15 protein-coding genes are annotated in these 25,724 nt (G+C 74.5%); 7 read left to right on the top strand and 8 right to left on the bottom strand.

Annotation, left to right across the window (positions count from 1 at the left end; genetic code table 11):
* Window positions 1-94 precede the first annotated feature (94 nt).
* The 6 genes from AC5WAM_RS05630 to AC5WAM_RS05605 all read right to left on the bottom strand — a co-directional run bounded on the left by AC5WAM_RS05630 (window position 95) and on the right by AC5WAM_RS05605 (window position 17,380).
* Window positions 95-967, bottom strand: a complete 873-nt coding sequence (locus tag AC5WAM_RS05630) for a TauD/TfdA dioxygenase family protein (RefSeq protein WP_366789451.1) — start codon at window positions 965-967, stop codon at window positions 95-97.
* A gap of 74 nt (window positions 968-1,041) precedes the next feature.
* A complete protein-coding gene (locus AC5WAM_RS05625) occupies window positions 1,042-1,746 on the bottom strand; it encodes a hypothetical protein (RefSeq protein ID WP_495521803.1) in 705 nt (234 codons plus the stop codon).
* Entirely contained in the window at window positions 1,712-2,767 is a 1,056-nt protein-coding gene (locus tag AC5WAM_RS05620; RefSeq protein WP_495521802.1) for a GSCFA domain-containing protein, read from the bottom strand. The genes AC5WAM_RS05625 and AC5WAM_RS05620 overlap by 35 nt, the downstream gene beginning before the upstream one ends.
* Window positions 2,768-2,797: 30 nt before the next feature.
* Window positions 2,798-11,965 carry an amino acid adenylation domain-containing protein gene (locus tag AC5WAM_RS05615; RefSeq protein ID WP_495521801.1) on the bottom strand — a complete coding sequence of 3,056 codons (9,168 nt, stop codon included), beginning with the start codon at window positions 11,963-11,965 and terminating at the stop codon, window positions 2,798-2,800.
* Window positions 11,962-15,891, bottom strand: a complete 3,930-nt coding sequence (locus AC5WAM_RS05610) for a non-ribosomal peptide synthetase (RefSeq protein ID WP_495521800.1) — start codon at window positions 15,889-15,891, stop codon at window positions 11,962-11,964. The genes AC5WAM_RS05615 and AC5WAM_RS05610 overlap by 4 nt, the downstream gene beginning before the upstream one ends.
* Before the next feature lie 553 nt (window positions 15,892-16,444).
* A complete protein-coding gene (locus AC5WAM_RS05605; RefSeq protein ID WP_495521799.1) occupies window positions 16,445-17,380 on the bottom strand; it encodes a LysR family transcriptional regulator in 936 nt (311 codons plus the stop codon).
* A gap of 84 nt (window positions 17,381-17,464) precedes the next feature.
* On the opposite strand from AC5WAM_RS05605, the gene AC5WAM_RS05600 reads away from it, so the two are divergent.
* On the top strand, window positions 17,465-18,232 hold the full coding sequence (locus AC5WAM_RS05600; RefSeq protein ID WP_495521798.1) for a sulfite exporter TauE/SafE family protein: 768 nt from the start codon (window positions 17,465-17,467) through the stop codon (window positions 18,230-18,232).
* A 5-nt stretch (window positions 18,233-18,237) separates the two neighbouring features.
* Window positions 18,238-18,777 carry a hypothetical protein gene (locus AC5WAM_RS05595; RefSeq protein WP_495521797.1) on the top strand — a complete coding sequence of 180 codons (540 nt, stop codon included), beginning with the start codon at window positions 18,238-18,240 and terminating at the stop codon, window positions 18,775-18,777.
* Here the strand turns inward: AC5WAM_RS05595 and AC5WAM_RS05590 are convergent.
* Both AC5WAM_RS05590 and AC5WAM_RS05585 read right to left on the bottom strand, forming a co-directional pair.
* Window positions 18,774-19,226: an SRPBCC family protein gene (locus AC5WAM_RS05590; protein ID WP_495521796.1), complete on the bottom strand. Its 453-nt coding sequence runs from the start codon at window positions 19,224-19,226 to the stop codon at window positions 18,774-18,776. The genes AC5WAM_RS05595 and AC5WAM_RS05590 overlap by 4 nt on opposite strands.
* Window positions 19,223-19,552 (bottom strand): hypothetical protein, encoded by a 330-nt coding sequence (locus tag AC5WAM_RS05585; RefSeq protein ID WP_495521795.1) that lies wholly within the window; start codon window positions 19,550-19,552, stop codon window positions 19,223-19,225. Before AC5WAM_RS05585 ends, AC5WAM_RS05590 begins: the two co-directional genes overlap by 4 nt.
* 586 nt (window positions 19,553-20,138) lie before the next feature.
* Here AC5WAM_RS05585 and AC5WAM_RS05580 point away from each other — a divergent pair.
* The 5 genes from AC5WAM_RS05580 to AC5WAM_RS05560 all read left to right on the top strand — a co-directional run bounded on the left by AC5WAM_RS05580 (window position 20,139) and on the right by AC5WAM_RS05560 (window position 25,691).
* The gene (locus tag AC5WAM_RS05580; protein WP_366789461.1) at window positions 20,139-20,372 is read left to right on the top strand and encodes a hypothetical protein; all 234 of its coding nucleotides are present in this window, start codon (window positions 20,139-20,141) and stop codon (window positions 20,370-20,372) included.
* 64 nt (window positions 20,373-20,436) lie between these two features.
* Window positions 20,437-22,680 (top strand): hypothetical protein, encoded by a 2,244-nt coding sequence (locus tag AC5WAM_RS05575; RefSeq protein ID WP_495521794.1) that lies wholly within the window; start codon window positions 20,437-20,439, stop codon window positions 22,678-22,680.
* Window positions 22,677-23,735 (top strand): hypothetical protein, encoded by a 1,059-nt coding sequence (locus AC5WAM_RS05570; protein WP_495521793.1) that lies wholly within the window; start codon window positions 22,677-22,679, stop codon window positions 23,733-23,735. Before AC5WAM_RS05575 ends, AC5WAM_RS05570 begins: the two co-directional genes overlap by 4 nt.
* Before the next feature lie 31 nt (window positions 23,736-23,766).
* Complete coding sequence (locus tag AC5WAM_RS05565) at window positions 23,767-24,900, top strand: ferritin-like domain-containing protein (protein WP_495521792.1); 1,134 nt, start codon at window positions 23,767-23,769, stop codon at window positions 24,898-24,900.
* Between the two features lie 260 nt (window positions 24,901-25,160).
* A complete protein-coding gene (locus AC5WAM_RS05560; protein ID WP_495521791.1) occupies window positions 25,161-25,691 on the top strand; it encodes a hypothetical protein in 531 nt (176 codons plus the stop codon).
* The last annotated feature ends 33 nt before the right edge of the window (window positions 25,692-25,724 follow it).

The raw sequence follows: 25,724 nt of genomic DNA, 5'->3' as shown, positions 1-25,724 counted from the left end.
AGGACGCGTAAGGACGATCAGGACGCCTACGGGTCCGTGAGGAACGGACGAGGGGGCGGAGGCCGCAGTGGCCTCCGCCCCCTCGCGTCGGGCGTCAGGCCGTGGGCCGGTGACCCGCGATCGCGACGCGCTGGGCGTAGCGCGAGTACGGGAAGTAGTCCCAGATCGCGTGGTGCTGCACACAGCGGTTGTCCCAGAACACCAACGTGTTCGGGGTCCAGCGGACGCGGCAGCTCAGCAGCGCGGTGTTGGTGATCTGCTTGACGATCATGTCGATGATCGCCCGGCTCTCGCCCTTGGAGAGCTGCTCGATGTGCGAGACGTAGATGCCGTTGATGAAGAGCAGCTTGCGGCCGGTGTCGGGGTGGCGGGCCACCACCGGGTGCGTGTTCACCGGCACGTCGTACTCGGGCGGCGGGGTGGCGCCCTCCCAGGCGAGCAGGCCGTTGTGCACGGCGGTCATCGGGTCCAGGAGCGCCTTCATCGCGGGCGACAGCATCTCGTAGGCGAGGTGCATGTTGGCGAACATGGTGTCGCCGCCGCTGCCGACCTCCGGGGTGCGCGTGACGTACAGCATCGAGCCGAGCGACGGCCGCAGGTCGGCGGTGCCGTCGGCGTGCCAGCCGTGCCCGGCGACGTTCCGCGACTCCGCGTCGGCGCTGATCTCCAGGATGTGCGGGTCGGAGCCCTCGGGGGCGAGCGCCACCGGGTGCAGCTCGCCGAAGTGCCGGGCGAAGCGCTTGTGCTGCTCGCCGTCGATCTCCTGGTCGCGGAAGACGAGGACGTGGTGGCGCAGGAACGCCCGCTTGACCTCGGCGGCCTGCTCCTCGGTGAGCTCCTTGGACAGGTCGAGTCCGGACACCTCGGCGCCGATCACCGGGGTCAGCGCGTCGACCGTGATGTGGTCGTAGACCTCGGGCGGCCGGGTGGTGATGGCCTCGATGGCATCGAGCGCGAACTGTTCCATGGTGGTGTTCCTCCTGCGGATCGGATGGGTGGGCGGGGCCGCTGTCGGCCCGCGCGGTGCGGCCGTGCGGGGGGTCAGAGGCCGAGGTCGAGCAGCTCCGCCAGGATCAGGCGGCCGAAGGCGAGACTGCCGTGGATCGCGTCGGTGGCCTCGCTGAACTCCGGGCGCTGGACGCCCGCCCCGTCGGTGACGCGGGCGCGCAGGTCCACGACCTCGACGCCGAGCTCCAGGAGCGCGCGGCGCACGACGTCCTGGGCCGCCATGAAGACCACCGGGTCGGACATGCCGGGCACCCGCTGCGGCGGCATCACGGAGACGACACGGAGCCCCAGGTCACGGGCGTGGCCGTAGAAGGCCAGGGCGTCGCGGACCGTGGCGCGGACGAGGTCGTCGAAGAGGCGGCTCTCCAGGAAGCCCGGGACGAACGCGCCGCCGACGCGGTAGACGTCCCAGTTCGCCGTCGTCGCGACGAAGTGCGCGCTGAAGCCGAACGTGCACACCAGCGGCACGGTGAGCTCGTCGAGCCCGTCGACGCCGATCTCCTTGAGGAAGCCCCGGTAGAGCGAGTCGGTCTCGGGCTTGCGGAAGGCGACGTCGTCGCCGCGCCGGTCGAAGAACTCCGCGTTGAACTCCCGCCCCGCGCCCACGGGACCGCCGCTGAAGGCGATGCCCGCGGCCTTGGCCGCACGGCCGATCACCCCCGCGTGCGAGTCGCCGAGCAGCAGGAAGCGGGCCGCGGCCGTGTCAGTGGGAGTTGTAGTAGTCGAGTACGGCGTCATCGCACCAGAAGTCCTCTCCGGCGTTCGGGGTGGTGGGACGGCCGGCGGGCCGCCGCTGCTCGGCCGGGCGCCCTGCCCCGGCGAGGCCGTCGAAGAACCGGCCCATGACGAAGGCGACGCCCTCCGGCGTGACCGTGCGCAGGTTCGGCTCGAAGAACCCGGCCCGGAACGGCGCGCCGGTCACGATCTCGTACGACGGGAAGTAGTCGACGTGGTCGAGCTCCTGCGCGAGCTGCCCGGCCACCGCGCGCAGGACGGACTTGGAGTACGTGGTGGCGGTGAGTGCGTGACCGCCCGTCGCGGTCGCCGTCAGCGGGACCGGGGACACGGTCAGGAGCACCCGCAGCCCCGGGTTGACGGTCCGGGCTAGCTCGACGGCCGCGGACAGGTCCCGGTACACCTCGGCGAAGGTGAAGTTGTGGAAGGCGTGCCGCTCGGCGTCGTAGGTGCCGCGCACGGTGCCCGGGCAGACCGGGTGGACCGTGCCGTCGACGCGGTCCAGCCACGCCTCCGTCAGGCCGAGCGTGAAGACGAGACAGCTCGCCTCGGCGACCGCCCCCCGGATCGCCGCCAGGGTGTGCTCCCGCGCCCGCGCCACCTCCTCGGGCGAGGCGTGGCCCGCGGGCTCCACGGACGGGCGGAAGGGGTCGAAGAAGCGGCCCTCGTCCTGCCACACCTGCGCGGGCGGGGCGCTCTCGCCGAACGCCCACGACAGCCACTGCCGCAGCGTGGCGGCCGTGTAGATGTTGCCGGTGCGGAACGAGAACGCGCCGTAGTGGCGGGCCTCGCGCTCGGCCGCGGTCAGGCCCGGCGGGGCCGGTTCTGCGTCGCGCCAGTTCATGCCGCGCTCCAGCAGGGCGCGGCCGATGTGCCGGGCGAAGCACGACCCGGCGGTGAGGATCACGTCGTCCTGCCCGACGGCGAACTTGGGCGTCCACAGCTCCGCGATGTCACGCGGGTCCGGCTCGGCCACGGCGGTGCGCCAGAAGGAGCGCGGCGGCAGCGATTGATAGGGGTTCATGTGGGTCCTTCGATGGTACGTCGGGCGGTGTCAGCAGGCCCCGGGGACCGGTGCCGACGTGGCGTTGACGATGTCGGCCACCGCCCGTACCCGAGGTGCCCGGACGATGTCGTAGTGCGTGGTGTCGAGGGGGTGGCACTCCCGCAGGGCGGGCAACCGCTCCTGCCACAGCCGCTGTTGACGCTCGGGCGCACCGAGCGCGGGCAGCCCCGCCACCGGCCGCGTCGCGAGCCACAGCCAGGCGGGCGTCGCCGCGAGCACGGGCGGCTCGTGCTCCGCCATGCCCGCGATGTTGGCCCGGCAGCAGCGCGCGAGGCGCTCCGCGTAGGCCGTCGCCCCGGCGCTCGCCTGCCCGGCGCCGCCCTGGTTCAGCTCGTGCGCGAAGACCGCCTCCAGGCGCGTGTCGTCGTAGGCCCGGAAGTGCGGCCCGGCGTCCGGCGGCGGCGGGTCGAGCAGATAGAGCCCGGCGGCCGGGCGCCCGGCCGCCTCGGCCTCGGCGGCCATGGCCTGGGCCACCCAGGCGCCGAAGGACCAGCCCGCGAGCCGCCACCGCCACGTGCCGTGCGGGAAGCGCGCCTGCAGCGCGGCGTGGTACTGGCGGGCCCGCTCGGCGAGGGACCAGGAGGGCGGGTCGCCGGCCCGGAGCGCCGGGTCGGCGATCAGACAGACCGTCAGGCGGGGGTCGAGGGCCGACACCAGCGCGCGGTACGCCTGGATGTCGCCGCCGACCGGGTGCACCAGGCACACCACCTCGCGGCCCGTGCCCTCCTGCCAGACCTCCAGGGTGACCGGCTCCGTGGTGGCGGGCGCGACCTCGCCGAGGTGCGTGAGCACCTCGTTGAGGCTCACCCGGTGGCTGAGCCGGGACAGCTCGATGTCGACGCCGAAGCGCTCGTCCACCTCGGCGATCAGGTCGATGAGCGTGAGCGAGTCCGCGCCGTGGTCGTACAGCGAGGCGTCCGGGTCGAGCTCGTCGAGGCCGAGCGCGTCCCGGAGCCACCCGGCGAGTTCACCGGCCTCGCCGCCTGCGCTCGCCGCCGCGTCCCGCTCCGCGAGGGGCGGCGCGTCCTGGCGCCCGTCCAGGGGCGCGTCGTCCGGCGGCGCGTAGAAGTCCCGCACCCGCTCGATGTCCGTCGTGGAGACGAGGAGCTGCGGCAGCTGGAGGTGCAGCGCCCGCTCGAACAGCCGCTGCCCCTCCTTGACCGCGAGGCCGAACGCGAGGTGGGCCTGGTGCCGGGCGTCCGAGCGCAGCGCGTCGCGCGCCATGCCGACCTCGCTCCAGATGTCCCAGTCGATGCCGATGCGCAGCGTGGCCTCGTCCGCGCCGGACCGGAACCGGGCGAAACCGTCGAGGAGGCCCGCGGACGCGGCGTAGTCGAACTGGCCGATGCCGCCGAACAGGGCCGCCATGGACGAGCAGTACACGGCGAAGTCCGGCCGGTGCCGCTCGATCAGGCGCTCCACGAGCAGCGCGCCGCCCAGCTTGGCCGCCGTCACCCACCGCATCGCGGCGCCGTCGCGGCGGGCGATCAGACCGCCGCCCGCCGCACCGGCGGCGTGCACCACGCCGTCGACCCGGCCGGTGTGCCGCTCGATCCGGGCCAGGACGTCGTCGGCCGTGTCCTCGGCCAGGTCCGCCGCGACCAGGTCCACCCGGTCCGCCCACTGGGCCAGGTCGGCAGGAAGGCGTCCGCTCCGGGACAGCAGGACCACGCGGCAGTCGGCGTGGGCGAGCAGCAGGGCCGCGAGGGCGCAGCCGATGCCGCCCGTGCCCCCGAGGACCACATAGGTGCCGCCGGGCGTCACGGACAGGGCGGCGGGCGCCGCGAGCGCGGGCGCGGCCACCGGCAGCAGCGCCTGGCGCCACCAGTAGCCCTGCCGCAGCGCGAGCCGCCGCGGCAGGTCGGCCGTGGCGTCCGCGCCGGTCAGCAGGCCCGCGACGGCGAGCGCCCAGTCGGCGGGCGCGGCGCCGGGCAGGTCGAGCCAGCGGCCGTCGACGCCGGACTCCTGCGGCACGACCTCACCGGCGCCCGCGAGGAGCCCCAGCTCGGGCCGGTCCACGTCGCCCACGACGGGCTGGGCGCCGTACGACAGCCACCAGGGCCGCAGCCGGAGCGGACCGGCCGCCTGGACGAGCGCGGCCGGAGTGTCCAGACAGGCCCACCGGGCACGCTCCAGGCTCGCCCCGCCGACCGGTCCTTCGACGGCGAGCGGCAGCGCGTGCAGCCAGTCGACCCCGGCCCGGGTCGCGTCGCCCAGGGCGGCGAACAGCTCCCGCAGCGAGTCCGCGTCGGCGGGATCCACCTCGTACACGTCGTCGGCGACGCGGGCGAAGGCGGCGGCCGCGTCGACCCGCACGACCCGCTCGTACGCCGCCTCGAAGACGCGCAGCGCCTCGGCGGGCAGCGGCCCGGTCGTCATGACCACGAGGAGGCCGGGCGCGGTGGGGCCGCTGGTGCGGGCGGCGCGGGCGAGGCGCACCCAGTGCGGCTGGTGCAGCCAGTCGGCCTCGGGCAGCCGCTGCGGTTCCGCGACGGACTCGCGGGGTGCGGCGGCGCGCTCGAAGGCGTACGGGGTGAGGCGGAAGGCCGGCGGCGGGAAGTCCCACGGCGCCGGTGCGGGGCCCTCGGGCCAGCGCACGGCCCGGCCGGACAGCCAGGCCTCGGCGAGCTCGGCGGCCGTGCGGCCCTCGGCGCGGTACGGCTCGTCGTCCGCGGCGGTCTCGGCGGCCTCGGCGGTCACCTCGACACCGGACACCGTGCGCAGCCACGCGACCGCCGCGGCGGCGTCGGCGCACACGGCCGCGGCCCGCCGGCGGCGCGGCGTGCGGCCCGCCTGGAGGTGGCGCAGCACCTGCGCGTACGCCTCGGGCCGGGCCTCCAGGTAGGAGGCCACGAGGGCGGCGTCGGCGCGCAGGCCCTCCGCGCTGCTGCTGGAGAGCACCAGGCAGGGGACGGCCGGGTGCGCGGCGGCGGCCTCGTGCGCGGCGGCGGCCTCGAGCACCAGGTGCGCGTTCGTGCCGCCGATGCCGAAGCTGCTCACCGCCGCGACCCGGGGGCGGTCCTCGGGCCAGGGCAGCTCCCGCGTCGGCACGTAGAAGGGCGCGATGTCGGGGCCGAGCTTCGGGTTGAGCTGGTGGAAGTCGACGTTGGGCGGGATCACCCCGTGGTGCACCGCGAGCGCGGCCCGCACCAGGCCGACCACGCCCGCGGCGGCGCCCAGATGGCCGATCTGGCTCTTCACCGACGTCAGGGCGCACCGGTCGGACCCGTCCAGGGCGAAGGCCTGGCGCAGCGCGCCGACCTCGACCGGGTCGCCGAGCTGGGTGCCGGTGCCGTGCGCCTCGACATAGCCGAGGTCGGCGCTGGTGCGGCCGCTGCGGCGCAGCGCCGAGCGGATCACCTCGCGCTGGCCCGGCAGCGAGGGCGCGCTGTAACTCAGCTTGCCCGAGCCGTCGTTGTTGAGCGCCGAACCGGTGATCACCGCGTACACGGTGTCGCCGTCGCGCCGCGCGAGGCTCAGCGGCTTGAGCACGACCACGCCGACGCCGCTGGCGCCGATGGTGCCGCTGGCGTCGTCGCTGAACGGCCGGCAGTGGCCGTCCTTGGAGAAGATGTGCTGCGGGCGGTAGCGGTAGCCGTCCGTGAGGAGCGTGTCGACGAGCACACCGCCCGCCAGCATCACGTCGGCGTCGCCCTGGCGCAGCAGCCCGGCCGCCACGTGCACGGCCACCAGCGAACTGGCGCACGCCGCCTGGACGGTGAAGGCCGGTCCCGTCAGGTCGAGGTGGTAGGCGACCTTGGTGGTGAGGAAGTCCTTCTCGTGGTGGAGGGCCATCTGGAAGCTGTCGGGCAGCCGCTCGGGGTCGGCCTCGCGCATCAGGGACTGCTGGTAGGTGTTCTCGCCGCACCCGGCGACGATGCCGACGCGCCGCCCCGCGGGGTCCGCGATCCCGGCGTGCGCCAGGGCCTGGACGGAGCTCATCAGGAGGTGGCGCTGCTGCGGGTCCATCAGCCGCGCCTCCTGGCGGCTGAGGCCGAAGTGCTCCGGGTCGAAGCCGAGGAGGCCGGACATCTGGCTGCGGGCGCCCACCAGGCCTTCGGCGGCCTCGAAGTGCTCCATGCCGCGGCCCCCGGACCGCACCAGGTCCCAGAACGCGGCCAGGTCGTCGGCGCCGGGCAGCCGCACGGCCATGCCGATCACGGCGATCGGCTCGTCGGCCAGGCCCTCGGTCCCGGACTCCCCGCGCGCGGGCGCGGTGCTCGCGTCCGCCTCGGCCGCCCCCTGGTCGAGGAAGCGGGCCAGGCTGCGGATCGTCACGTGCTCGAACAGGTCGGGGATGGTGAAGTCGAGGCCGGGCTCGGCGCCGCAGCGCAGATGGAAGCGCATCAGGTCGAGGCTGGTGGCCCCGGCGTCGAAGAAGCGCTGCTCGGGCCCGACGGGACGGCCGAGCACCGCCTCGAACAGCTCGGTGAGCCGGGCCTCGCGCGCCGAGAGGACCGGAGCGGCCCCGCCCCGCGGCCGCAGCTCCTCACCGGGCGCGGTCAGCACCCCGCGGCGGTCCAGCTTGCCGCTCGGCGCGAGCGGAAGGCGTGCGAGCCGCCGGAAGCGGTCGATGCGTACGTACGCCGGAAGCAGCGGCGCCAGATGGCGCGCCAGGTCCTCCGGCGACGGGACGTTCCCGGGGCACTCCAGGCACGCCACGAGCCGGGCGTCCTCGTCGCGGGCCACCACCGCGTTGGCGACGTCGGGGTGGCGCAGGAGCGCCGCCTCGACCTGGCCCAGTTCGAGCCGGTGGCCGCTCAGCTTGATCTGCTGGTCGTCGCGGCCCAGATAGTGCAGCAGGCCGTCGTGGTCGAAGCGGGCCACGTCGCCGCTGCGGTAGAAGGTGCCGAGCCCGGGCAGCTCGACGAAGCGCTCCGCGTTCAGGGCCGGGGAGTCGAGGTAGCAGGGGGTCGCCATCGGCCCGCCGATGAGCAGCCGGCCGGGGCAGCCCGGCGGCACCGGCTCGTCGGCCTCGTCGACCACCCGCAGCCAGGAGCCCGACACGGGCACGCCGATCGCCGGGCGCTCCGGCCAGTCGGCCGGGTCGCCCTCCAGGCACAGGGCGCTCACCACGTGCGTCTCGCTCGGCCCGTAGTGGTTGAACAGGCGCGCGCCCGGCAGCCCGGCGAACCAGGCGCGGATCGCGTCGGTGCACAGCAACTGCTCGCCCGCCGTGATCACTTCGCGGAGGCGCGCGGGGAAGCGGCCGAGCCGCACCGCGTGCTCGGCGAGGACCTGGAGCGCCACGTACGGCAGGAAGAGCCGCTCGATTCCCGCGGATTCGAGCTGGTCGAGGAGCGCGGGCGCGTCCTGGCGCCAGGCGGGCCGCACCAGGTGCAGGGTGCCGCCGCCGCACAGCGTGCTGTAGATCTCCTGGAAGGAGACGTCGAACGACAGCATGGAGAACTGCTGGGTGGCGGCGGGCGCCGTGAGGCCGCCGGACGTGCGCTGCCACTGAAGCAGGTTCGCCATCGTCCGGTCGGGCACCTGGACGCCCTTGGGGGTGCCGGTGGAGCCGGAGGTGAACAGGGTGTAGAGCGGTCGCGCGCCGTCGTGCGGCGGGGACTGCACCGCCGCGCCCGCGGCCGCCGGGCCCAGGACGACCTCGTGGCGCGGCAGTCCGTCCGGGGCGAGCGCGGCGAGCGCCGCCTCGTCGCCGGGCGTGAGGAGCACGCACAGCGGCTCCACCTGCTCCAGGATCTGTCGCAGCAGTCCCGGCGGGTACGCCGGGTCGAGCGGCACCGCGGTCAGGTTGAGCCGGGCGAGCGCCAGGAGCGCCACCACGTGCTCGACCGACGGCTGGAAGTACAGCGCGACGTGGCACCGGCCCCGCGGCGGCAGCGGGTGCCGCTCGCTCAGCTCGGCCGCGAGCGCCGCGGCGTGCGCGTCGAGTTCGGCGTACGTCACCGTGCGGTCCCCGGTGGTGAGCGCCGGGGCGTCGGGCGTGCGCCGGGCCTGCTGGGCGAAGCCCTCGGCGACGGTGGTGAAGGGCAGGTCGGCGGCGCTGGAGCGGCCCGGCTCGGGCAGGGCGCGCCGGTAGGGCGCGACCAGCTCGGCCAGGGTGGTGTCGGCGCCGTCGGCGAGCCGGTCCAGGGCGCGCCGGAACAGCTCGTCGAGGGCTGCCGCCTGGGCGGCGTCGAAGTGGCCGGCGTCGTACTCCCACAGGCAGTCGAAGCCGGTGCCGCGCTCGATGACCGACAGGGTCAGCGGGCACTTCGCCCGGTCCGGTACCGGCCACTCGGGGCGGGTCGCGCAGCCGGGCAGCGCGAACGCGTCGAAGTCGGTGTTCTCCAGGACGAAGAGGAAGTCGAACGGCGCGTCGCCCGCGCCCGCGCCCCGGTCCGCCAGGGCGTCGGCCAGGGCCACGTCCTGCCGGTCGAGGACCGCGCGCGCCGCGGCGCCGTGCTGGAGCAGCTGGGTGCGGAGCGGCTCGCCCGGGGACAGGTCCAGGGGCAGGAGCACGGTGTTGGCGAACATGCCGACGCTGGCCTCGAAGTCCTGCACCGGCCGGTTGGCCACCGGCCCCGCGATCCGGGGCCGGGCGCGGCCCGTCACCCCGTACAGGCTCCAGGCGTACACCCCGAGCAGGAGCTGGAAGCGGGTGAGGCCGAGCTCGGCGCAGAGCCGGTCGAGCGCGGCGCGGCGGTCCGCGTCGAGCGTGGTGTGCAGCAGTCCCGCGCGCTCGCTCGCGCGGACCGGCTCCAGCGGCGCGCTGTCCGGCGCGGCGTCGGCCGACTCGGCGTAGTGCGCGCGCAGTTCGGCGCGCAGCGCCCGGTAGGCGTCGCGGGAGAACCACTCGCTCTGCCAGGTGGCGTAGTCGAGCGGCGTCGGCGCGGGCCGCGCCGGTGGGGCCGGGTCCGCGCCGTCGCGCGCGTACTCGGCCGAGAGCTCCCGGAAGAGCACGTTGAGGGACCAGCCGTCGACCGCGATGTGGTGCAGGAGCAGCAGCAGTTCGCCGCCGCCGGGCCGGGGCAGCCAGCAGGCCCGCACCAGCCGGGGCAGCGCCAGGTCGAAGGGGGCGGCGAGAAACCGCTCGGTGAAGGCGCGGCGGCCGTCCTCGTCGCGCAGCGCCCGGGCGTCGGGCTCGGCCCACGGGTCGTAGGGCTCGGCCACCACCTGCCGCACCCCCTCGGGCGTGGCCTCGAAGGCGGTGCGCAGCGCCGGATGGCGTTCGACGAGACGCCGCAGCGCGCGCCGCAGCGCCTCGGTGTCGACGTCGCCGTCCACGCGGAAGACCATCGGGACGTGGTACGCACGGGACGCGGGGTCGCGCTGGTGGAGCAGCCACAGCCGCTGCTGCTCGGAGGTCGCGGGGGCGGAGCGCGCACCGGCCGGTGCGGGTGCCGCCGGGTAGGGCGAGCCGCCGGTGCCGTCCCCGCCGCCCGCCTCGACGGCGGCGGCCAGCCCGGCGAAGTCCCCGTGCAGGACCAGCGCCTGGGGCAGCTCGCAGCCCCAGCGGCGGCGCGCTTCGAAGCGCAGCCGCAGCGCCTTCAGGGAGTCGCCGCCGCAGGCGATCCAGCGGTCGGCGAGGCGCAGGCCCGTCAGGCCGAGGACCTCGCCCGCCAGGTCGAGCACCTCGCGCTCCAGGGCGGTGACGGCCTCGGCCGCACCGGGCTCGTCGGCGCGCCGCCAGGGCGCGTCGGGGCGCCGCAGCAGCGCCGCCTTGTCGACCTTGCCGTTCGCGTTGAGCGGCAGCGAGTCCACCAGGTAGGCGCGGTGCGGCCGCATGTACGCGGGCAGGCTCGCCGCCAGGTGCGCGTCGAAGTCGTCGTACGCGAGGTCGGCGCCGAGGACCAGATAGGCAAGGAGTTCGTTGACGCCGTTCGCGTCGCGGCGGGTGCACACATAGGCCTGGCGCACCGCCGGGTGCGCCACGATCTGCCGCTCCAGCTCGCCCGGTTCGACGCGGAAGCCGCGGACCTTGACCTGGCGGTCGGCGCGCTCCACGTACGCGATGTGGCCGTCGGCGTCCAGGCGTACCAGGTCGCCGGTGCGGTAGTGGCGCGTGGATCCGTCCTCGTGCCAGGGCAGCGTCACGAAGCGGCGTCCGGTCTCCTCGGGGAGGTTGCGGTAGCCCGCGGCGAGCGCCTCGCCCGACAGATACAGCTCGGCCACCTCGCCGGGGGCGGCCGCCCGGCTGCCGTCGGCCGCCACGAGCAGCGTCCCGGTGCCCGGCAGGGCGCGCCCGATCGGCACCACGTCGCCGTCGAAGTCACGCGGGATGGGGTGGCACAGCGCGAACGTGGTGGCCTCGGTCGGGCCGTACACGTTGTGCAGACGGGTGCCGCTGTCGGCGTTGTCGCGGTACCAGCGGCGGATCAGCCGGGCGTTGAGCTGCTCGCCGCCGGTCAGGAGCTGGCCGACGGAGGAGAAGCAGTGCGGCACCTTGTCCACGACGGCGTTGAACAGCGCCACCGTGATGAACACGATGTCGACGCGCAGCCGCTCCAGGGCGGCCGCGAGGACCTCGGGGTCCTGGACCGTGGCGTCACCGAGGATCACGCAGCGGCCGCCGGTGAGCAGCGGCACCCACACCTCGAAGCTGATCGCGTCGAAGGCGGGGTTGGACATGCAGGCGAAGCCGGCGCCCTCGTGGGTCTCGACGTAGCCGGGCCGGGCCAGGCGCAGGACGCCCGCGTCCCGCACCTCGACGCCCTTGGGCTGCCCGGTGGTGCCGGAGGTGTAGAAGACGAACGACACCGGTGCGGCGGGCGCGAGCTCGGGCGACGCGTCCTGGCCGCCGTCGAGCAGCGCGGCCACCGGCAGCGGCCGCACGCCGTCGGGCAGCGCGTCGGGCGCGGCGGCACCGTGGATCACCGCCACGCTCGCGGAGTCGGTCAGGATGTGGGCGCGCCGGTCGGCCGGGCTCTGGGCGTCGAGCGGTACGACCACCGCGCCCGCGCGCAGCGCGCCGAGCAGGGCGCAGACCAGTTCCCAGGAGCGCGGCAGACAGACCGCGACCGCCTGGCCCGGGCGCAGGCCGTGGTGGCGCAGCGCGGCGGCGACGGCGGCACTCGCCGTGTCGAGCTCGCCGTAGGTGTAGGACCGCTCCCCTTCGACGACCGCGACGGCGTCGGGGTGGCGGCGGGCCCGGTCGAGCACCGACCGGGCGAGCGTGGGGGCCGGGGACGGCACCGGTGCGGCGATGGTCATTCCGCCTCCCGCGCCGGAGCGGACTCGGCGAGCCGCGGCTGTCCGGTCCCGGCGAGGCGGGCCAGTTCCGACTCGATCCGCGCGGCGACCCTGAGGATTTCGGCGGACTCCAGCATGCCCCAGTGGTCGCAGGCGATCGGCTCCACCTCGAAGTCGCCGTCGGCGCGCTCGCGCCAGAAGTCCCGTACGTCCGCGAGGAATTGGTCCGTCGCGCCCTCGATCGCCTGGAGGTAGACGGTGCGGGCCGCGGTCGGCCGCGGGGCGTAGGCCACCGCGGTGGTGCGGTTGTGGTTGTAGATGTGGAAGTACTGCTCGATCTGTCGGTCGTCGATGCCCGGGTACATGCCGTTGAACTTGACCAGCTTGTCGCGGAACTCGGCCATGTCGACGGTGGGGACGTTGGCGCGCTGCTCCGCGTCGCCCGCGCCCTGGGCGTCGAGCAGCACCACGCTGACGTCCTCGTGGCCCGCGGCGGCCAGGAGGCGGCCCATCTCGTGGGCCACGAGACCGCCGTAGGACAGACCGGTGAGGATCAGCGGCCCGCCGGACAGCGGCTCGATGAGCTTCAGATAGGCCTCGGCCATGGCCTCGACCGTGGGCAGGAAGGTCTCCCCGGGGTTCACGCCGGGGGACTGGATGCCGTGGACGCCGATGTGCTCCGGCAGGGCCTTGGCCAGCGAGAGGTAGCAGAAGGCGGTGCCGCCCGCCGGGTGGACGCAGACGACGTGCGCGTCGCCGTCGCCCGCGCGGAACCGCAGGAGGTTGCTCGGCGGCGCCCCCGACGCGCCCCGGCGCAGCCGTCCGCCCATCTCCTCGATGGTCGGGTGCAGCATGACGTCGCGGACCGACAGGGTCTCGCCGAAGGCCTCGCGCACGGCGTGCACGAGCTTGATGGCGGAGACGGAGGTGCCGCCGATGTCGAAGAAGCTGTCGCGGATGCCGATGTCCGGCTGCAGCAGCAGGCGCCGCCATATCTGATACAGCGTCAGTTCTATGTGGTCGCGCGGGCTCGCCAGATTGACCTGGGCGGGCCGGTCGGCGCGGGCCCGCTCCAGGAGCGCCGCGCGGTCGAGCTTGCCGTTCTGGGTCTGCGGAAGCCGCGGCACCTCGACGAAGACGCCCGGGATCATATGGGCCGGGAGCCGCCGGGCCAGGGCCGCGCGCCACTCGGCGGCCGGGCGCGGCGTCGCGTCGCCCACGCCGACGGCCGCCACCAGCTGCGGCTCGCCCGCGCCGTCGCGGTCGGCGATGACCGCGGCCTCGGACACGCCGGGCTGGTCGAGCAGCGTCGCCTCGATCTCGCCCAGCTCGATGCGGAAGCCGCGCAGCTTGATCTGGTGGTCGCGGCGGCCCGCGTACAGGAGGTTGCCGTCGGGCAGCCAGCGGACCAGGTCGCCGCTGCGGTACATGCGCGCGCCCGGCACGAACGGGTCGGCCACGAACCGCTCGGAGGTCAGGCCGGGGCGGCCCAGATAGCCGCGCGCCATGCCCGCCCCCGCGATGTACAGCTCGCCCACCACGCCGACCGGCACCGGCCTGAGGCGCTCGTCGAGCACGTACGTACGGGTGTTGGCCACCGGCGGGCCGATCGGGGCCTGGCGCTCCAGGTCCCGGGGCGTGAGGTACGCGGTGCAGTACAGGGCGGTCTCGGTCGGGCCGTAGCCGTTGAGGACGTGCAGGCCCGGCAGGGCCCGGGTCATGCGGTGCAGGCTGTCCTCGGGCAGGGGTTCGAGGCCTGTGCGGATGCAGCGCAGGGACAGGCCCGCGAGGCGCTCCTCGGGCGCCTCGCAGATCCACTTGACGTAGGCGGGCGGAAGGAGCGCGTCCACGATGCGGTGCTCACGCATCCAGGCGATGAGCGCCTCGGGGTCGTCGCGCACCTCCTTCGGCACCAGCTGGAGGACGCCGCCCGCGGTCAGCGGGAGCAGCAGCTCCTGCACCGAGGCGTCGAAGGCGAAGCTCGGCCACATCGCCGAGGCCTCGCCCGGCGTCGCGTCGAACTGCCCCAGCCAGTAGTCGAGGAGGTTGAGGATGCCGCGGTGCGTCGCGGCCACGCCCTTGGGGCGGCCGGTGGAGCCGGAGGTGTAGATCACGTACGCCAGGTCGTCCGGGCGGAAGCCGCGGCCGGGCGCGCCGTCCCGCGCCCCCTCGGCCTCGACCGCGGTGAGCGGCAGCCAGGCGTCGTCCGGCGGCGCGGCGTCGTTGCTCAGGACGAGCGCGGCACCGGCGTCCGCCACCATGCCCGTGAGCCGCTCGGCAGGCAGCGCCGGGTCGAGCGGCAGATACGCGCCGCCCGCCTTCAGGACGCCCAGGATGCCCACGAGCAGGTCCACCGACAGATGCGTGTGCAGGCCGACGACGCGGTCGGTGCCGATGCCGCGCGCGATCAGGGCGTGGGCGAGCCGGTTGGCGCGCCGCTCCAGGGTGGCGTAGTCGAGCGCGTCGCCCCCGTGGACCACGGCCGTCTGTCCGGGCCGCTCCCGCACCTGGGCCTCGAAGCGCTCCACCAGACCGGCGGGCGAGCCCGCGCGGGCGGTGTCGTTGAAGTCCACGAGCACCTGGCGGCGGGCGTCCTCGTCGAGCACGGTCAGCTCGGCGACCGGCGTGCCGGGCCCGGCGGCCAGCTGCCGGAGGACGTGCCGCAGCTGACGGACGTACCGCTCGGCCGTCTCGGCGTCGAACAGGGCGGCGGCGTAGTCCAGCGTGCCCGTGAGCCCGCCGTCCTCCTCCGCCAGGGTCAGGGTCAGGTCGAACCTGGCGACCGGGAGCGGCGCCGCGAGCGGCGTCGCGTCGAGGCCCGGCAGCGCCCACGTGCCCTCCTCGGTGCCGTCCCGCCAGGCGAACAGGACCTGGAACAGCGGGGTGTGCGCGAGGCTGCGAGCGGGCTTGACGGCCTCGACGACCTGCTCGAAGGGCAGATCCTGGTGGCGCTGTGCTGACAACGTTGCCGCGCGGACGCGCTCGATGAGCCCGCCCACCGTCAGGTCGTCGGACACCGCGATCCGCAGCGCCAGGGTGTCGGCGAAGCAGCCGATGAGCCCTTCGAGTTCGGGGCGGCTCCGGTGGGCGGTGGGAGTGCCGATCACCACGTCGGACTGGCCCGCGGCGCGCGCGAGCACCAGGGACCACGCGGCCAGGACCGTCGCGGACAGCGTCGCGTCGCCGCCGGCCTCCTTGAGCGCGGCCGTCAGCTCCGCGTCGACGTCGAGCCGCACCTGTCCGCCGCGGTAGTCCTGCTCGGCCGGGCGCGGCCGGTCGGTTGGCAGCTCCAGGAGCGCCGGGGCGTCCGCGAGGGCCTGGCGCCAGTAGGCGCTCTGCCGGGCCGGGGCCCCGTCGGGTGCCGTGTCGGCCAGCCACTGCCGCTGCCGGGCGGCGTAGTCGGCGTACTGCGCCGGCAGCGGCGGCAGCGGGTCGGGCGCGCCCTCGCGGAAGGCCGCGTACAGGGCGCCCACCTCCCGGGTCAGGACGCCCACGGACCAGTCGTCGGCCACGACGTGGTGCACCGTGAGCATCAGGACGTGCCGGTCGGCGCCGAGCGTCACCAGACGGCCGCGGATCAGGGGGCCGCGCGCCAGGTCGAACGGGGCCGCGGCCTCCTCCCGCCGCAGACGCGCGAGTTCGGCCTCGGCGTCGGCCCTGCCGGTCAGGTCGTCGACCGTAAGGGGCAGGCCCCCGCCGGGCGGGTCGATCTGCTGTACCGCCGCGCCCCCGTCGGCCACGAGGCGCGTGCGCAGCACCTCGTGGCGGTCGACGAGCGCGTCCAGGGCCCGGCTCAGCGCCGCCCGGTCCAGGGCGCCCCGCAGCCGAACCGCCGTGGGCGTGTGGTGCGCTTCGCTCGCGCCCGGCATTTGCGACAGGAACCACAGCCGCTGCTGTGCGGAGGACGCCGCCAAGGGGGCGGCGCGGTCCGCGGTCGGGAGGGTCATGGAAAGGGGGACGTCGCTGTTCGCGGACAAAGCTAACTCTTCCACTCTGCGGGTGGCTTATTCACGGTGGTGCGGGGAGTGGTGACGGAAAGGCGCGGAGTTATCACTCAGCGAGGTCGGACGAGTATCCCGACAGTTCCGAATTTGCAATCGGATCCATAATGCGTCGGGCTTTTGGGCCCAAGGGGCGCCGATCGTGAGCGAATTCGTTGCCGTGCGGTCCGACGTGCCGTCTGACCTGCTGTGCGGCCTGGATACCTCCGGACACGTGGGGAGCCGTCAACGGGATGATCGATCAGTCCTTGAGGGTCTGTCAATATGGCTGCGCCTGTCCTGCCCCGCCGCAAACGAGCGGTATGGGAAAGGTCATAGAGTTAGGCTCGGGTATTGCCTGGAGGGGTCGGTTCCGGGCAGATTGGGCCAACCGCTGCGTGCTGGGGCCACCGACTGCTCCGTGCCGTGGCCGCCCGCTGGCGCGCGCCGGGGCCGCCGCGCCCCCGGACCCGCGAGGGCCAACCCCGCCGACAGGCCCCGCTCTTCGACGCCCGGCCGCTCAGCTGTCGCCGGACCCCGCCCCCGGTGCGCCGGGCGGCGGCGCCTCGGTCGACGCCGCACGCCGCAGATGCTCGGCGAGGGCGACCGCGGCGGGCGCCGCGGCCCCGTCCCCGACGCCCCACGCCAGCAGGAGCCGCCGCCGCGACCAGCCGTCCTGGAGCGCGCACACGTCGAGCGGCCGGTGCGGGTCCAGGGCGCGGCGCGGCACGACCGCGAGCCCGACCCCGGCGGCCACGAGCGAGACGAGGGTGCTCAGCCCGGCGACGCTCGTGCGGTAGCGCACCACCGGCGCGTGCGGGCCGAGGTGCTGCTCGATCCAGCGGCGCAGCGAGGAATCGGCGTCGAGCCCCACGAGCGGGTGCTCCGCGACCTCGCTGTACGTCAGGGCGGTGCGCCCGGCGAGGATTCCGCCCGCCTGGCCGATCACCACGAGGGAGTCGTCGCCGAGGGGCTCCAGGACGAGCCCGCTGTCGTGGGCCTCGTCGTCGACGACGACCCCGAGGTCGGCCTCGCCGTCGGCGAGCATCCGCACGGTCCGCGGGGTCCGGCTCTCGGACACCGTCACGTCGGTGTCCGGGTGCGCGCGCAGGAACGACACCAGCGCCCGCGGCACGAGCCCGTGCATCGCCGAGCCGCCGCTCAACAGGGTCAGGGGCGCGGCGGGGGAGCGGGTGTAGCTGGCGACGGCGCTCTCCAGGCGCGCCGTGTGCGTGAGCACGTCCCGGGCGTGCCGGGCGAGGGCGGTGCCCGCCGGTGTCGGCCGCACCCCGCGCCGCCCCCGGATCAGCAGCGCCACCCCGGCGTGCCGCTCCAGGGAGCGCACCCGGGCGCTGGCCGACGGCAGGCTCAGGTGCATCCGCCGCGCACCCGCCGTGATCGACCCCTCCGCCACGATGTGCAGAAAGAGCCGGAGGTCGTCCAAGTCGTAACGCACCCCCGGGAGCCTATGGCACAGGCTGAGGCACAGTGTGTCGATTACGCATTGTGGGCCCGCCCCCGACCGCGTGATGCTCGGCGGGTGTCCGAGATCCTGTTGGCCCTCATCGCCGGCCTCGCCGCCGGCACGCTGAACGCCCTCGGCGGCGGAGGCACGTTCGTGGCGCTGCCCGCGCTCGTCGCGGTCGGCGTGCCGCCCGTGACGGCGAACGCCTCGTCGACCGTCGCCCTCCTGCCCGGCACCATGGCCAGCGCCTGGGTGTACCGCCGCGACGTCACCCCGGTGGGCGAGACGTCCACGACGGCGCTGACCTCGGTCAGCGCGGTCGGCGGCGGCCTCGGCGCGGGACTGCTCCTGGCCCTGCCCGCGGCCTCCTTCGACGCGGCCGTGCCGTGGCTGCTCGCCTTCGCCACCGTGGTCCTGGCCTTCGGCCGCCGTCTGGCGCGGGCGCTGGGCGACGCCACGGGGCGCCCGTTCGGCATCGGCTCCACGGCCGTGCTCGGCGGGCAGTTCCTGCTCGCCCTGTACGGCGGATACTTCGGCGGAGCCGTAGGCATCATGATGATGGCCCTGTGGAGCGTCGGCCTCGGCCTCGACACCGCGGTCAGCAACCCCATGCGGACCGTCCAGATCGCGGCCATCTACGTCACCGCGGCCGTCCTCTTCCTCCTCTGCTCGGACGCCCTGGACACCCCCTGGCTCCTCGCCGCCATGCTCACCGGCGCGGTGACCGGCGGCTTCACGGGCGCCCACGTCGCCCGCCGCCTGTCCGCGCGCGTGCTGCGGGGCGTCATCCTGACCACCGCCGTCACCATGACCGTCCTGTACTTCGTCCGCAGCTGGGGCTGACCGAGGTGACCGACACGACCGGAGGCGCCGGGGACGAAGGCGACGGCGAAGGCGAGGGCACCCCCGCAGCCGCCACGCCGTACCCGGACCGCTACCCGGAGGCGGCGCGCGCCCGGCTGCTCCTCGCGTACGAGGCGTACGAACTCTCCGAACTCGCCCGCACCGCCGTGCCGGTCGGCCCCCACGAGCTGCGCCGCGACGGCACGCCCAGGACGCCGGGCGCCGCGCTGGCCGACGCCGCCCACGTGCTCGCGGCCGCACGAAGGCTGCTCGAAGCGGCCGTCGTGTACGAACGCCTCGGCGGCGCCGCCTGGCAGCTCGTCGGTGACGTGCTCGACGTACCGGCACACAGCGTGAGCGAGCGGTACGCACCCGCCGAGGCCCGGTTTCGCGCGGGCGCCCCCGAGGCCCCGGACCGCTGGTGGCGCGCCCACGTGCGGCGGGCCCCGGGCGAGGCCGCCCGCGACCTCGACGACTGGGTCCTGCGCCACGCCGACGGCGACGCGGACCCGGGCCCCGCCCCGGTCTCCGGCGGTCTGCCCTAACGCCCCCGGCGGGCCCGGGCCGTCAGCCCCCGCCGGCCGCCGCGCAGCGCCAGTGCGTGGTTGACGCGGAAGACCGGCCGGGCCATCGGCATCCAGCGCCGGAGCGCGGCCTTGCGGACCGTGACGTGCTGGGTGAGCGTGGCGACGCAGCCATGGGGTCCGTCGGGGGCCACGGTCCAGCGGACGCTGCCCGAGAGGTCCCCGTCGCGCGCCGCTTCGAGGACGCGCGCGGCCGGGTCCTCCGCCACGGCCGTCAGGGTGGCCCGCAGCGCGTACGGGAGCGCCGACCTGATGACGACCTCGCACTCCCGCTCGCCGGTCCGCCGCACGGAGCGGAAGGCGGGCCACCACGTCGGGTAGGACGCCACGTCGGCGAGGAGCGCGTAGACGGTGTCCGGCGCGAGCGGGGTGCGCCAGGTGCCCGAGAGGCGGATGTCGTGGCGGTTCACGCGGGTCTCCCGGTCGGCAGCGGGGCGGAGGGCGGGGGCAGGTGGTCGCGGGTCCTGGCGAAGAACGCGCCCGTGCCGAGCGGCCACGTGGCGAGGAACCAGGCGGGGCCGAGCAGCAGATGGCCGTACGGAGTGACGCCGGGCGTGAAGGCCGCGGCGGCCGAGACCTGGGTGGGGCCGTATTCGGGCAGGAGCTGGAGCCGTCCTTGTCGGCACCCGCGGTGCTCATCGACGGGCGCCGCCCCGCGCCGCAGGAGCTCCTCGCCGTCCGCCCCGGAGGCGGCCGCGCGCGACGGGCCGGTGTCGTACAGCGACGTGTCTGTCATGGATCCTCGCCCGCCCGTCGGCCCCGCACCGGTTCTCGGCCCCTCCGGTCGCCTAACGACGACGGCGATCACTGGTTGTGACCGTTCGCGCTACGGAGTGACGGTCCGGCGGCAGCGGGCCCGACGGCGGGCGTACAGGGCGACGGTTGGCGTAGGCGGAGCGTAGACGCACGGGCCGCGCGGAGCGCTCCGCGCGCCAAAGGGCGGACCGCCCCCCACGGTCGCGACGGCGGAATCGGATGCGAACGGGGCCCGGCTCCACGGTGGGTCTCGGCCGGGGGCTCGCGGCCTGCGGGACGCGCTTCGCGGCACGGCACGCGGTCCGGGCGCGCGGGGACCGCTGGGCACGCGGCCGGACGGGTGCGCGTGCGGCGGGAGCGGGTGGCCCGAAGTGTGCGCCGCGGCAGCCGGAATCGCTCGAATGATCCCGTCCCGTGCGGCTCCGGAGCGCCTGGTTTTTCCCAACATCCTGTCGGCTCGTTCGCGCCGCGCGGGGGTTTCCGCCGCCCCCGCGGGCCCCGAGACTGTGCGCCCGGCGCTTGCCATCGGCAGGCGCAGCGGCGTCGGAAGGACGGCGGACGAGGTCATGGTCGGAGATCTGAGGTCCCTCGCGGGCGAGCCCGGTGCGGTCCCCGCCCGGCGCGCACCGGACGGCGAGCCGACGCGGAAGCGGATCCTCATCGAGCTCACCGGCGAGCAACGGGAAGCCCTGCGCGCCCAGTTGGAGCTGTACGGCGACGAGGTGAGCGAACTCGTCCTGCTCGCGGGCGGGCTCGAACTCGGCACGTTCGACGTGCGGGTCGAGCCCCGCCCCTACTGACGCGGAACCCGCAGCCCAGCACCACACCCCCGTACATCGCCCGTGCGCCCCCTCGGGAGGAACCGTGAGTGTGCTGTCCGTGCCGCGCCTCTTCTTCAAGGGGAGGGCGTCGTGGAATCCGGCCACCGGGAACAACAACGACCAGTGGCCGCTCTACGACTTCACCCGCGCCGAGCTGAACTGGGCGTTCCTCAACGACCCGGCGCAGGAGCCGCCCATCGGCATCACGCCGGACAACGTCCGCGAGGCGTTCCCCGCCTGGGCCCGCACCCTGCGGTGGTACCAGCCGGTGGACGACCAGGGGCAGCCGCAGCCGGGCTGGTGGCAGAACCCCGGCGAGTGGGGCTACTTCGGCGGCATGGAGTGGTGTCTGCACGACACCGCCCGGCCCGACGACCCCGGACCCGGCGCGTCGACGGACACCCGGTTCACCGGCGGCCAGCTGGAGCCGGGCGGCCCCGTGATCACCTCCGACCCGCTGGTCCACCACCCCGAGGACCCGGACAGCGGCGGGATCATCGACGTCGTCGGGGACACCTTCCCGCACAGCACCTTCAACACCCCGGGCCGCGTGGTCGACAACAACCCGGACGCCTGGTGGGGCAGCTCCTTCTACCTCAAGCGCTTCCAGATCGGCTCGCGCATCGCACCGCAGTGCCACCTCAGCGGGGACGTCGCACCGGGCTCGTCGATGAACTCCCGGTGGCTGAGCCTGGCCCGCAACCTCAACGCCGACGGGCAGCTCCAGATCGCGGGCGTGGGCGGCGCGGTGCTCCAGGCCTGCGTCCCGGGCGATCCGAAGACGCTGCGGATCGCGTCCGGCGCCTCGGCCCTCCTCGACGCGCTCCGTGCGGCCCTCGCCCAGCGGGGCGTCCAGGGCCTCATGGTGCGCCTCACCGCGTACCGCACGCTGTACTTCACGGCCGCCGAGTTCGAGCACTGCGACAGCATCAGCGACCCCCGGGAACGGACGACGGCCCAGTACCGGCGGCTCACCGAGCTGTGGGACCGCGAGCTGAGGGAAGGGCGGACGCCGTCCCAGAACCCGTGCGTGTCCACGGTCCTGGGGACCGTCGGCCTCTGGCACGACGGCGAGAAGCCGACCAGCGCGCCCGGCGGCCGGTGCCTGCTGCCGTCACGGATGTTCCAGTGCGCGTACGAGAGCAGGCAGGACAGGCGCGGGACGACTCCCCGAGCGACGGCCCTCCAAGGGTGGTGTGCCCCGGCGGTGGCGGAGACCCGGCACACGCACGACGCGGTGTACGTGAGCCTCGACCTCGGCAACACCCTGCCGGAGGTCGACTCCCGGGGAGAGAAGGCGGACCTCGGCGAGCTGCGGCTCGTCGTGCGCGACGGAAACGGCGTCGTGCACGCCGTCGGTGACCTCCCCTTCGACGCCTACCGCACCGCGGCGTACGAGACGACCGCGGGCATCGTCGACGTCAAGGCGGCCGCGGAGGCCGTGCCGCTCCTCGACACGGGCACCCTGGAACTCCACTACGCGCCGGGCGGCGACCCGGTGGCGCTGCTCACGGAGAGCACCGTCACCGCCGAGACCGACCAGCGCAGCGTCTACCTGGACCAGGGCGAGCCAGGAACGATCACCGTGCAGGTACGGGAGCGCGGTGCCCTACCCCGGCGGGACGTGGAGCTCGTGGTCCAGCAGTACGTCCCCGACCCGCCGCAGCCCTGCGCGGAGGGCGGAGCCTGGCGCAAGCCGGACGGCGGCGCGTACCAGCAGGTGCTCGACCTCACGACGGAGACCGTCACGGTGGCGGCGGGGACCGGTGAGGCCACCGTCTCCTTCCGGCCCGTGCGCTCCGGCTGCGCCACCGTCGCGTTCTTCCCCGTCGAGCGCTACGGCCCCGGGACGCCGCCCGCCGCCATCGGCCCCGCGCCCGGCACGGACGACGGCTCGGGGGTGCCCTACGGCATCTCGTGGGCCTCCTACGCCTGTGTGCGCGTGCTGCCGTTCCACGACGACCTGCCCCGGCAGTTCGCCGACTGCTGGAACGCGGGGTTCTCACCGCAGGACGCCTGGGACTTCCTCTACCGGAAGGTCCTCTACGTACACGACGTGGTGTACCCGGTGATGAAGCACTACGCCCACCTCGACCTGGGCGACAAGGAGTCCGTGGACCGCAACATCGACCAGATCGTGGCCCTCGCCGAGCGGGAGCTGTTGCACTCCACCCTCTACATGCCCGTGACGCGCGAGCTCTCCGAGGGGCAGCGGCGCGTACTGAAGACGTACCAGGGTCTGGTCGGCAAGGGCTGGCCGGCGGAGAGGCTGGGGGAGTGGCGATGACGGGAACGAGCGCGGGCACCAGGGTGGGCGAGGTCGCGGCGTCGGAGGTCGTCGCCGCCTCGGTGGAGCGCGGCCGCTCGGTGCTGCGGCGGCGGGACGCCTTCGTGCGGCAGTTGAGCCCCTTCGACCGCCAGGCGCGGCTGTGTCTGCGCGCCGACGTGCTCGACGTGACGGTCGAGGGCTACCTCGACTACGTGGGCAACCAGGCCCTCGGCTGGACGGACGACGAGCTGGCCGCCCTGACCCGCATCGTCGAGGAGATCGACGGGCTCTTCGCGCCCTGGTCCTTCCAACTGCCCCCGACCGTCCTGCTGGTGAAGACCTCCGGCCAAGAGGAGGGGCGCGCGGCCTACACCCGGGGCGAGGACACCATCGTGGTCCCCGCGGGCAAGGTGGAGACGCTGCACCTGCCGTCCCCCGACAGCGACCCGCTGTTCGCCGCGCAGAACACCAAGAGCCTGCGGGACCTGCTCGTGCACGAGTTCTTCCACCTGGTGAGCAAGAACAACCGGGAGCTGCGCGCACGGCTGTACGACCTGGTCGGATACACCCTCATGGCCGCGCCGGTCCAACTGCCGTCCGTGCCCTGGCCGGAGGGGGCCTCTCCCACCACCATGCCGGAACTGAAGATCACCAACCCGGACACCCCGCTCCTCGACGTCCGGATCCGGCTGAACGTGCCCAAGGGGCCCTACGACGGTCCGGCGCAGGACCTGGTCCCGCGCGACCTGGTGCCGGTCCTGATGGCCGAAGGGCCGTACGCGGGCGGCAGCTTCTTCGGCTATCTGCGGTGGTACTTCCTGGCGGTCGAGGACCAAGGAGGGGGGCGGTGGGCGCCCGTCACTGGGGACGACGGGCGCCCCCTGACGTACCTCATGCCGGACAGGCCCGAGGACAACAGGACCCTGTGGGACCAGTACCTGGAGAAGGTGGGGCGCAACACCTCCTCGGAGCTCTTCCACCCGGACGAGGTCATCGCCCAGAACGTCGTCTTCGCCGCGCTGCTGCCGACCCCCGGCCTGCTCGCCGGGGTCGGCGACGTGCTCAGCAGCTAGCCGCCGCACCCCGCCGGAGGGAGACCCCGACATGGCCCGGACCGATCCGCCGCCGATCCACACCATCGAGGCGCTGCGCGCGGAGCTCCAGGACGCCCTGGCCCTGGAGTTCACCACCGTTCCCGCCTACCTCTACGGGTTGCTCTGCATCAAGGACCGGCGGTCGAAGTTCCCCGACGTCACCCGGATCGTCCAGAGCATCGTGATCTCCGAGATGCGGCACATGGCCATCGCCGCGAACGTGCTCACCGCCGTGGGCGGCCGGCCGGAGGTCATGAAGGCGGCGCCGGTGTACCCCTGCCAGATCCCGGACTTCACCCGGGCGGGCCTGGTGCGGCTGCTCCCCTGCGGCGCCGGCCTCTGGCAGCTCGGCCTCTTCATCGAGCAGCCCGACCCCCTGCCCACGGACACCCGGGAGCGGATCCGCGGCGCGATCGACCTGGAGTCGCCGCGGTTGCGCACCGGCGGCGGACTCGACCTGATCAAGGCCCTGCCGAGCCCCGTCCCGCTGCGCTTCGAGTCCATCGGGGACTTCTACAACGCCCTCATCGACGGCATCACCTACCTGGTGGAGCAGGGGAAGGAGGAGGACGTCCTCCACCCGGAGACCATCACGCGGCAGTACACGCACTTCGGGGGTCAGGACAACATCGGCGTACGCACCTCCCAGGAGGCCGTCGCCCTGCTGACCGACATCATCCACGAGGGCGAGGGCGACCCGCACCGCATGTGGGACGACAACGGCGAGCTGTCCCACTACTACAAGTTCGACGAGCTGGCGCAGGGCCGCCGCTATCTGCCGCAGGACAAGCCCTGCCACCCCACGGGCCCGCGCCTCACCCTGCCCGTGGACACCGACATCGTGCACGTCCTGCCCGATCCGCAGATGTGCAAGTACCGCAAGGGCTCACCGGAGTGGCGGGCGGCGGACGACTTCAACCGCTTCTACGAGCGCCTCGTGGCGAACCTGGAGACCGGCCTCACGGGCCATCCGCAGCAGGTCGACAGCGCCGTGGGGCAGATGCACCAGCTGGAGGTCCTCGCCGACGAGGTCCTCGCGTGCCGGATCGCCGAGGGCGAGTACGCGGGGTACTACGCCGCGCCCACCTTCGAGTGCAGGCCCTACACCGACCGACCCGTCCGGATCCCCGCGCTGGAGGTGTGAGGAGGCCGCGTCGGCGGCCCACCGGATCCGCCCTCGCGCGGTTCCCGCCATTCACCCCGTCGTACGGCGCGGCGACTACCGGACAGCTCCGGTGCGCGCGGACCCGGTGGCGCGCGTCCGGCATCGGCAGACGCGGGACGCAAGGGCGGGAAGCACGCTCCTTGACGGGAGGCGGGGCAACACGTGGATGAGACAGGGGCCCTCCCGCACGTCTGAGGGAGGGCAGACGGCCCGTGGGCACGCTCGTACTCTCCACCCCCATGCGAATCACACACCTGCGGCGTTTCGGCCTCGCCGCGTTCCTCGCCTTCTGTCTCGCGCTGCTGGGCCTCGGGCAGACCGCCCGGGCCAGTGGCGCGGCCGCCGCCGACGTCACGTTCAGCACCGACCAGGCCACGGTCACTCCGGGGTCGACGGTCAATCTCACGATGACCTTCACGAACAACCAGACGACCGACATCTGGTTCGTCTACCAGACGATGCAGCCCACCTGGGCCACCACCCAGCGCCCCGACCTGAAGTACGCCTTCGGCGCCTGCACCGGCACCGGCGTCACCTGCAGCGGCACCGGCACCAACCAGTTGGGCTTCAGCTACTCCGTCCCCGTGCCGCCCGGCCAGGCCCGCACCGTCACGCTGCCGGTCCAGATCGCCGCGGACTCGGGCTGCAACGGCAACATCGCCTTCGACTCGTACGTCTACTACGAGTACAACGACGGCCAGGGCAAGAAGGACGGCATCTTCACCACGCCCACCACCCGCGTGCAGTGCGCCACCCCGCCCGGCGCCTGATCCCGCGCGCAGGCGCCTGACGGGGCACGACCC

The sequence above is a fragment of the Streptomyces sp. JLYT201 genome (assembly GCF_059448825.1).
This window is presented reverse-complemented; position numbering and strand designations above follow the sequence as displayed.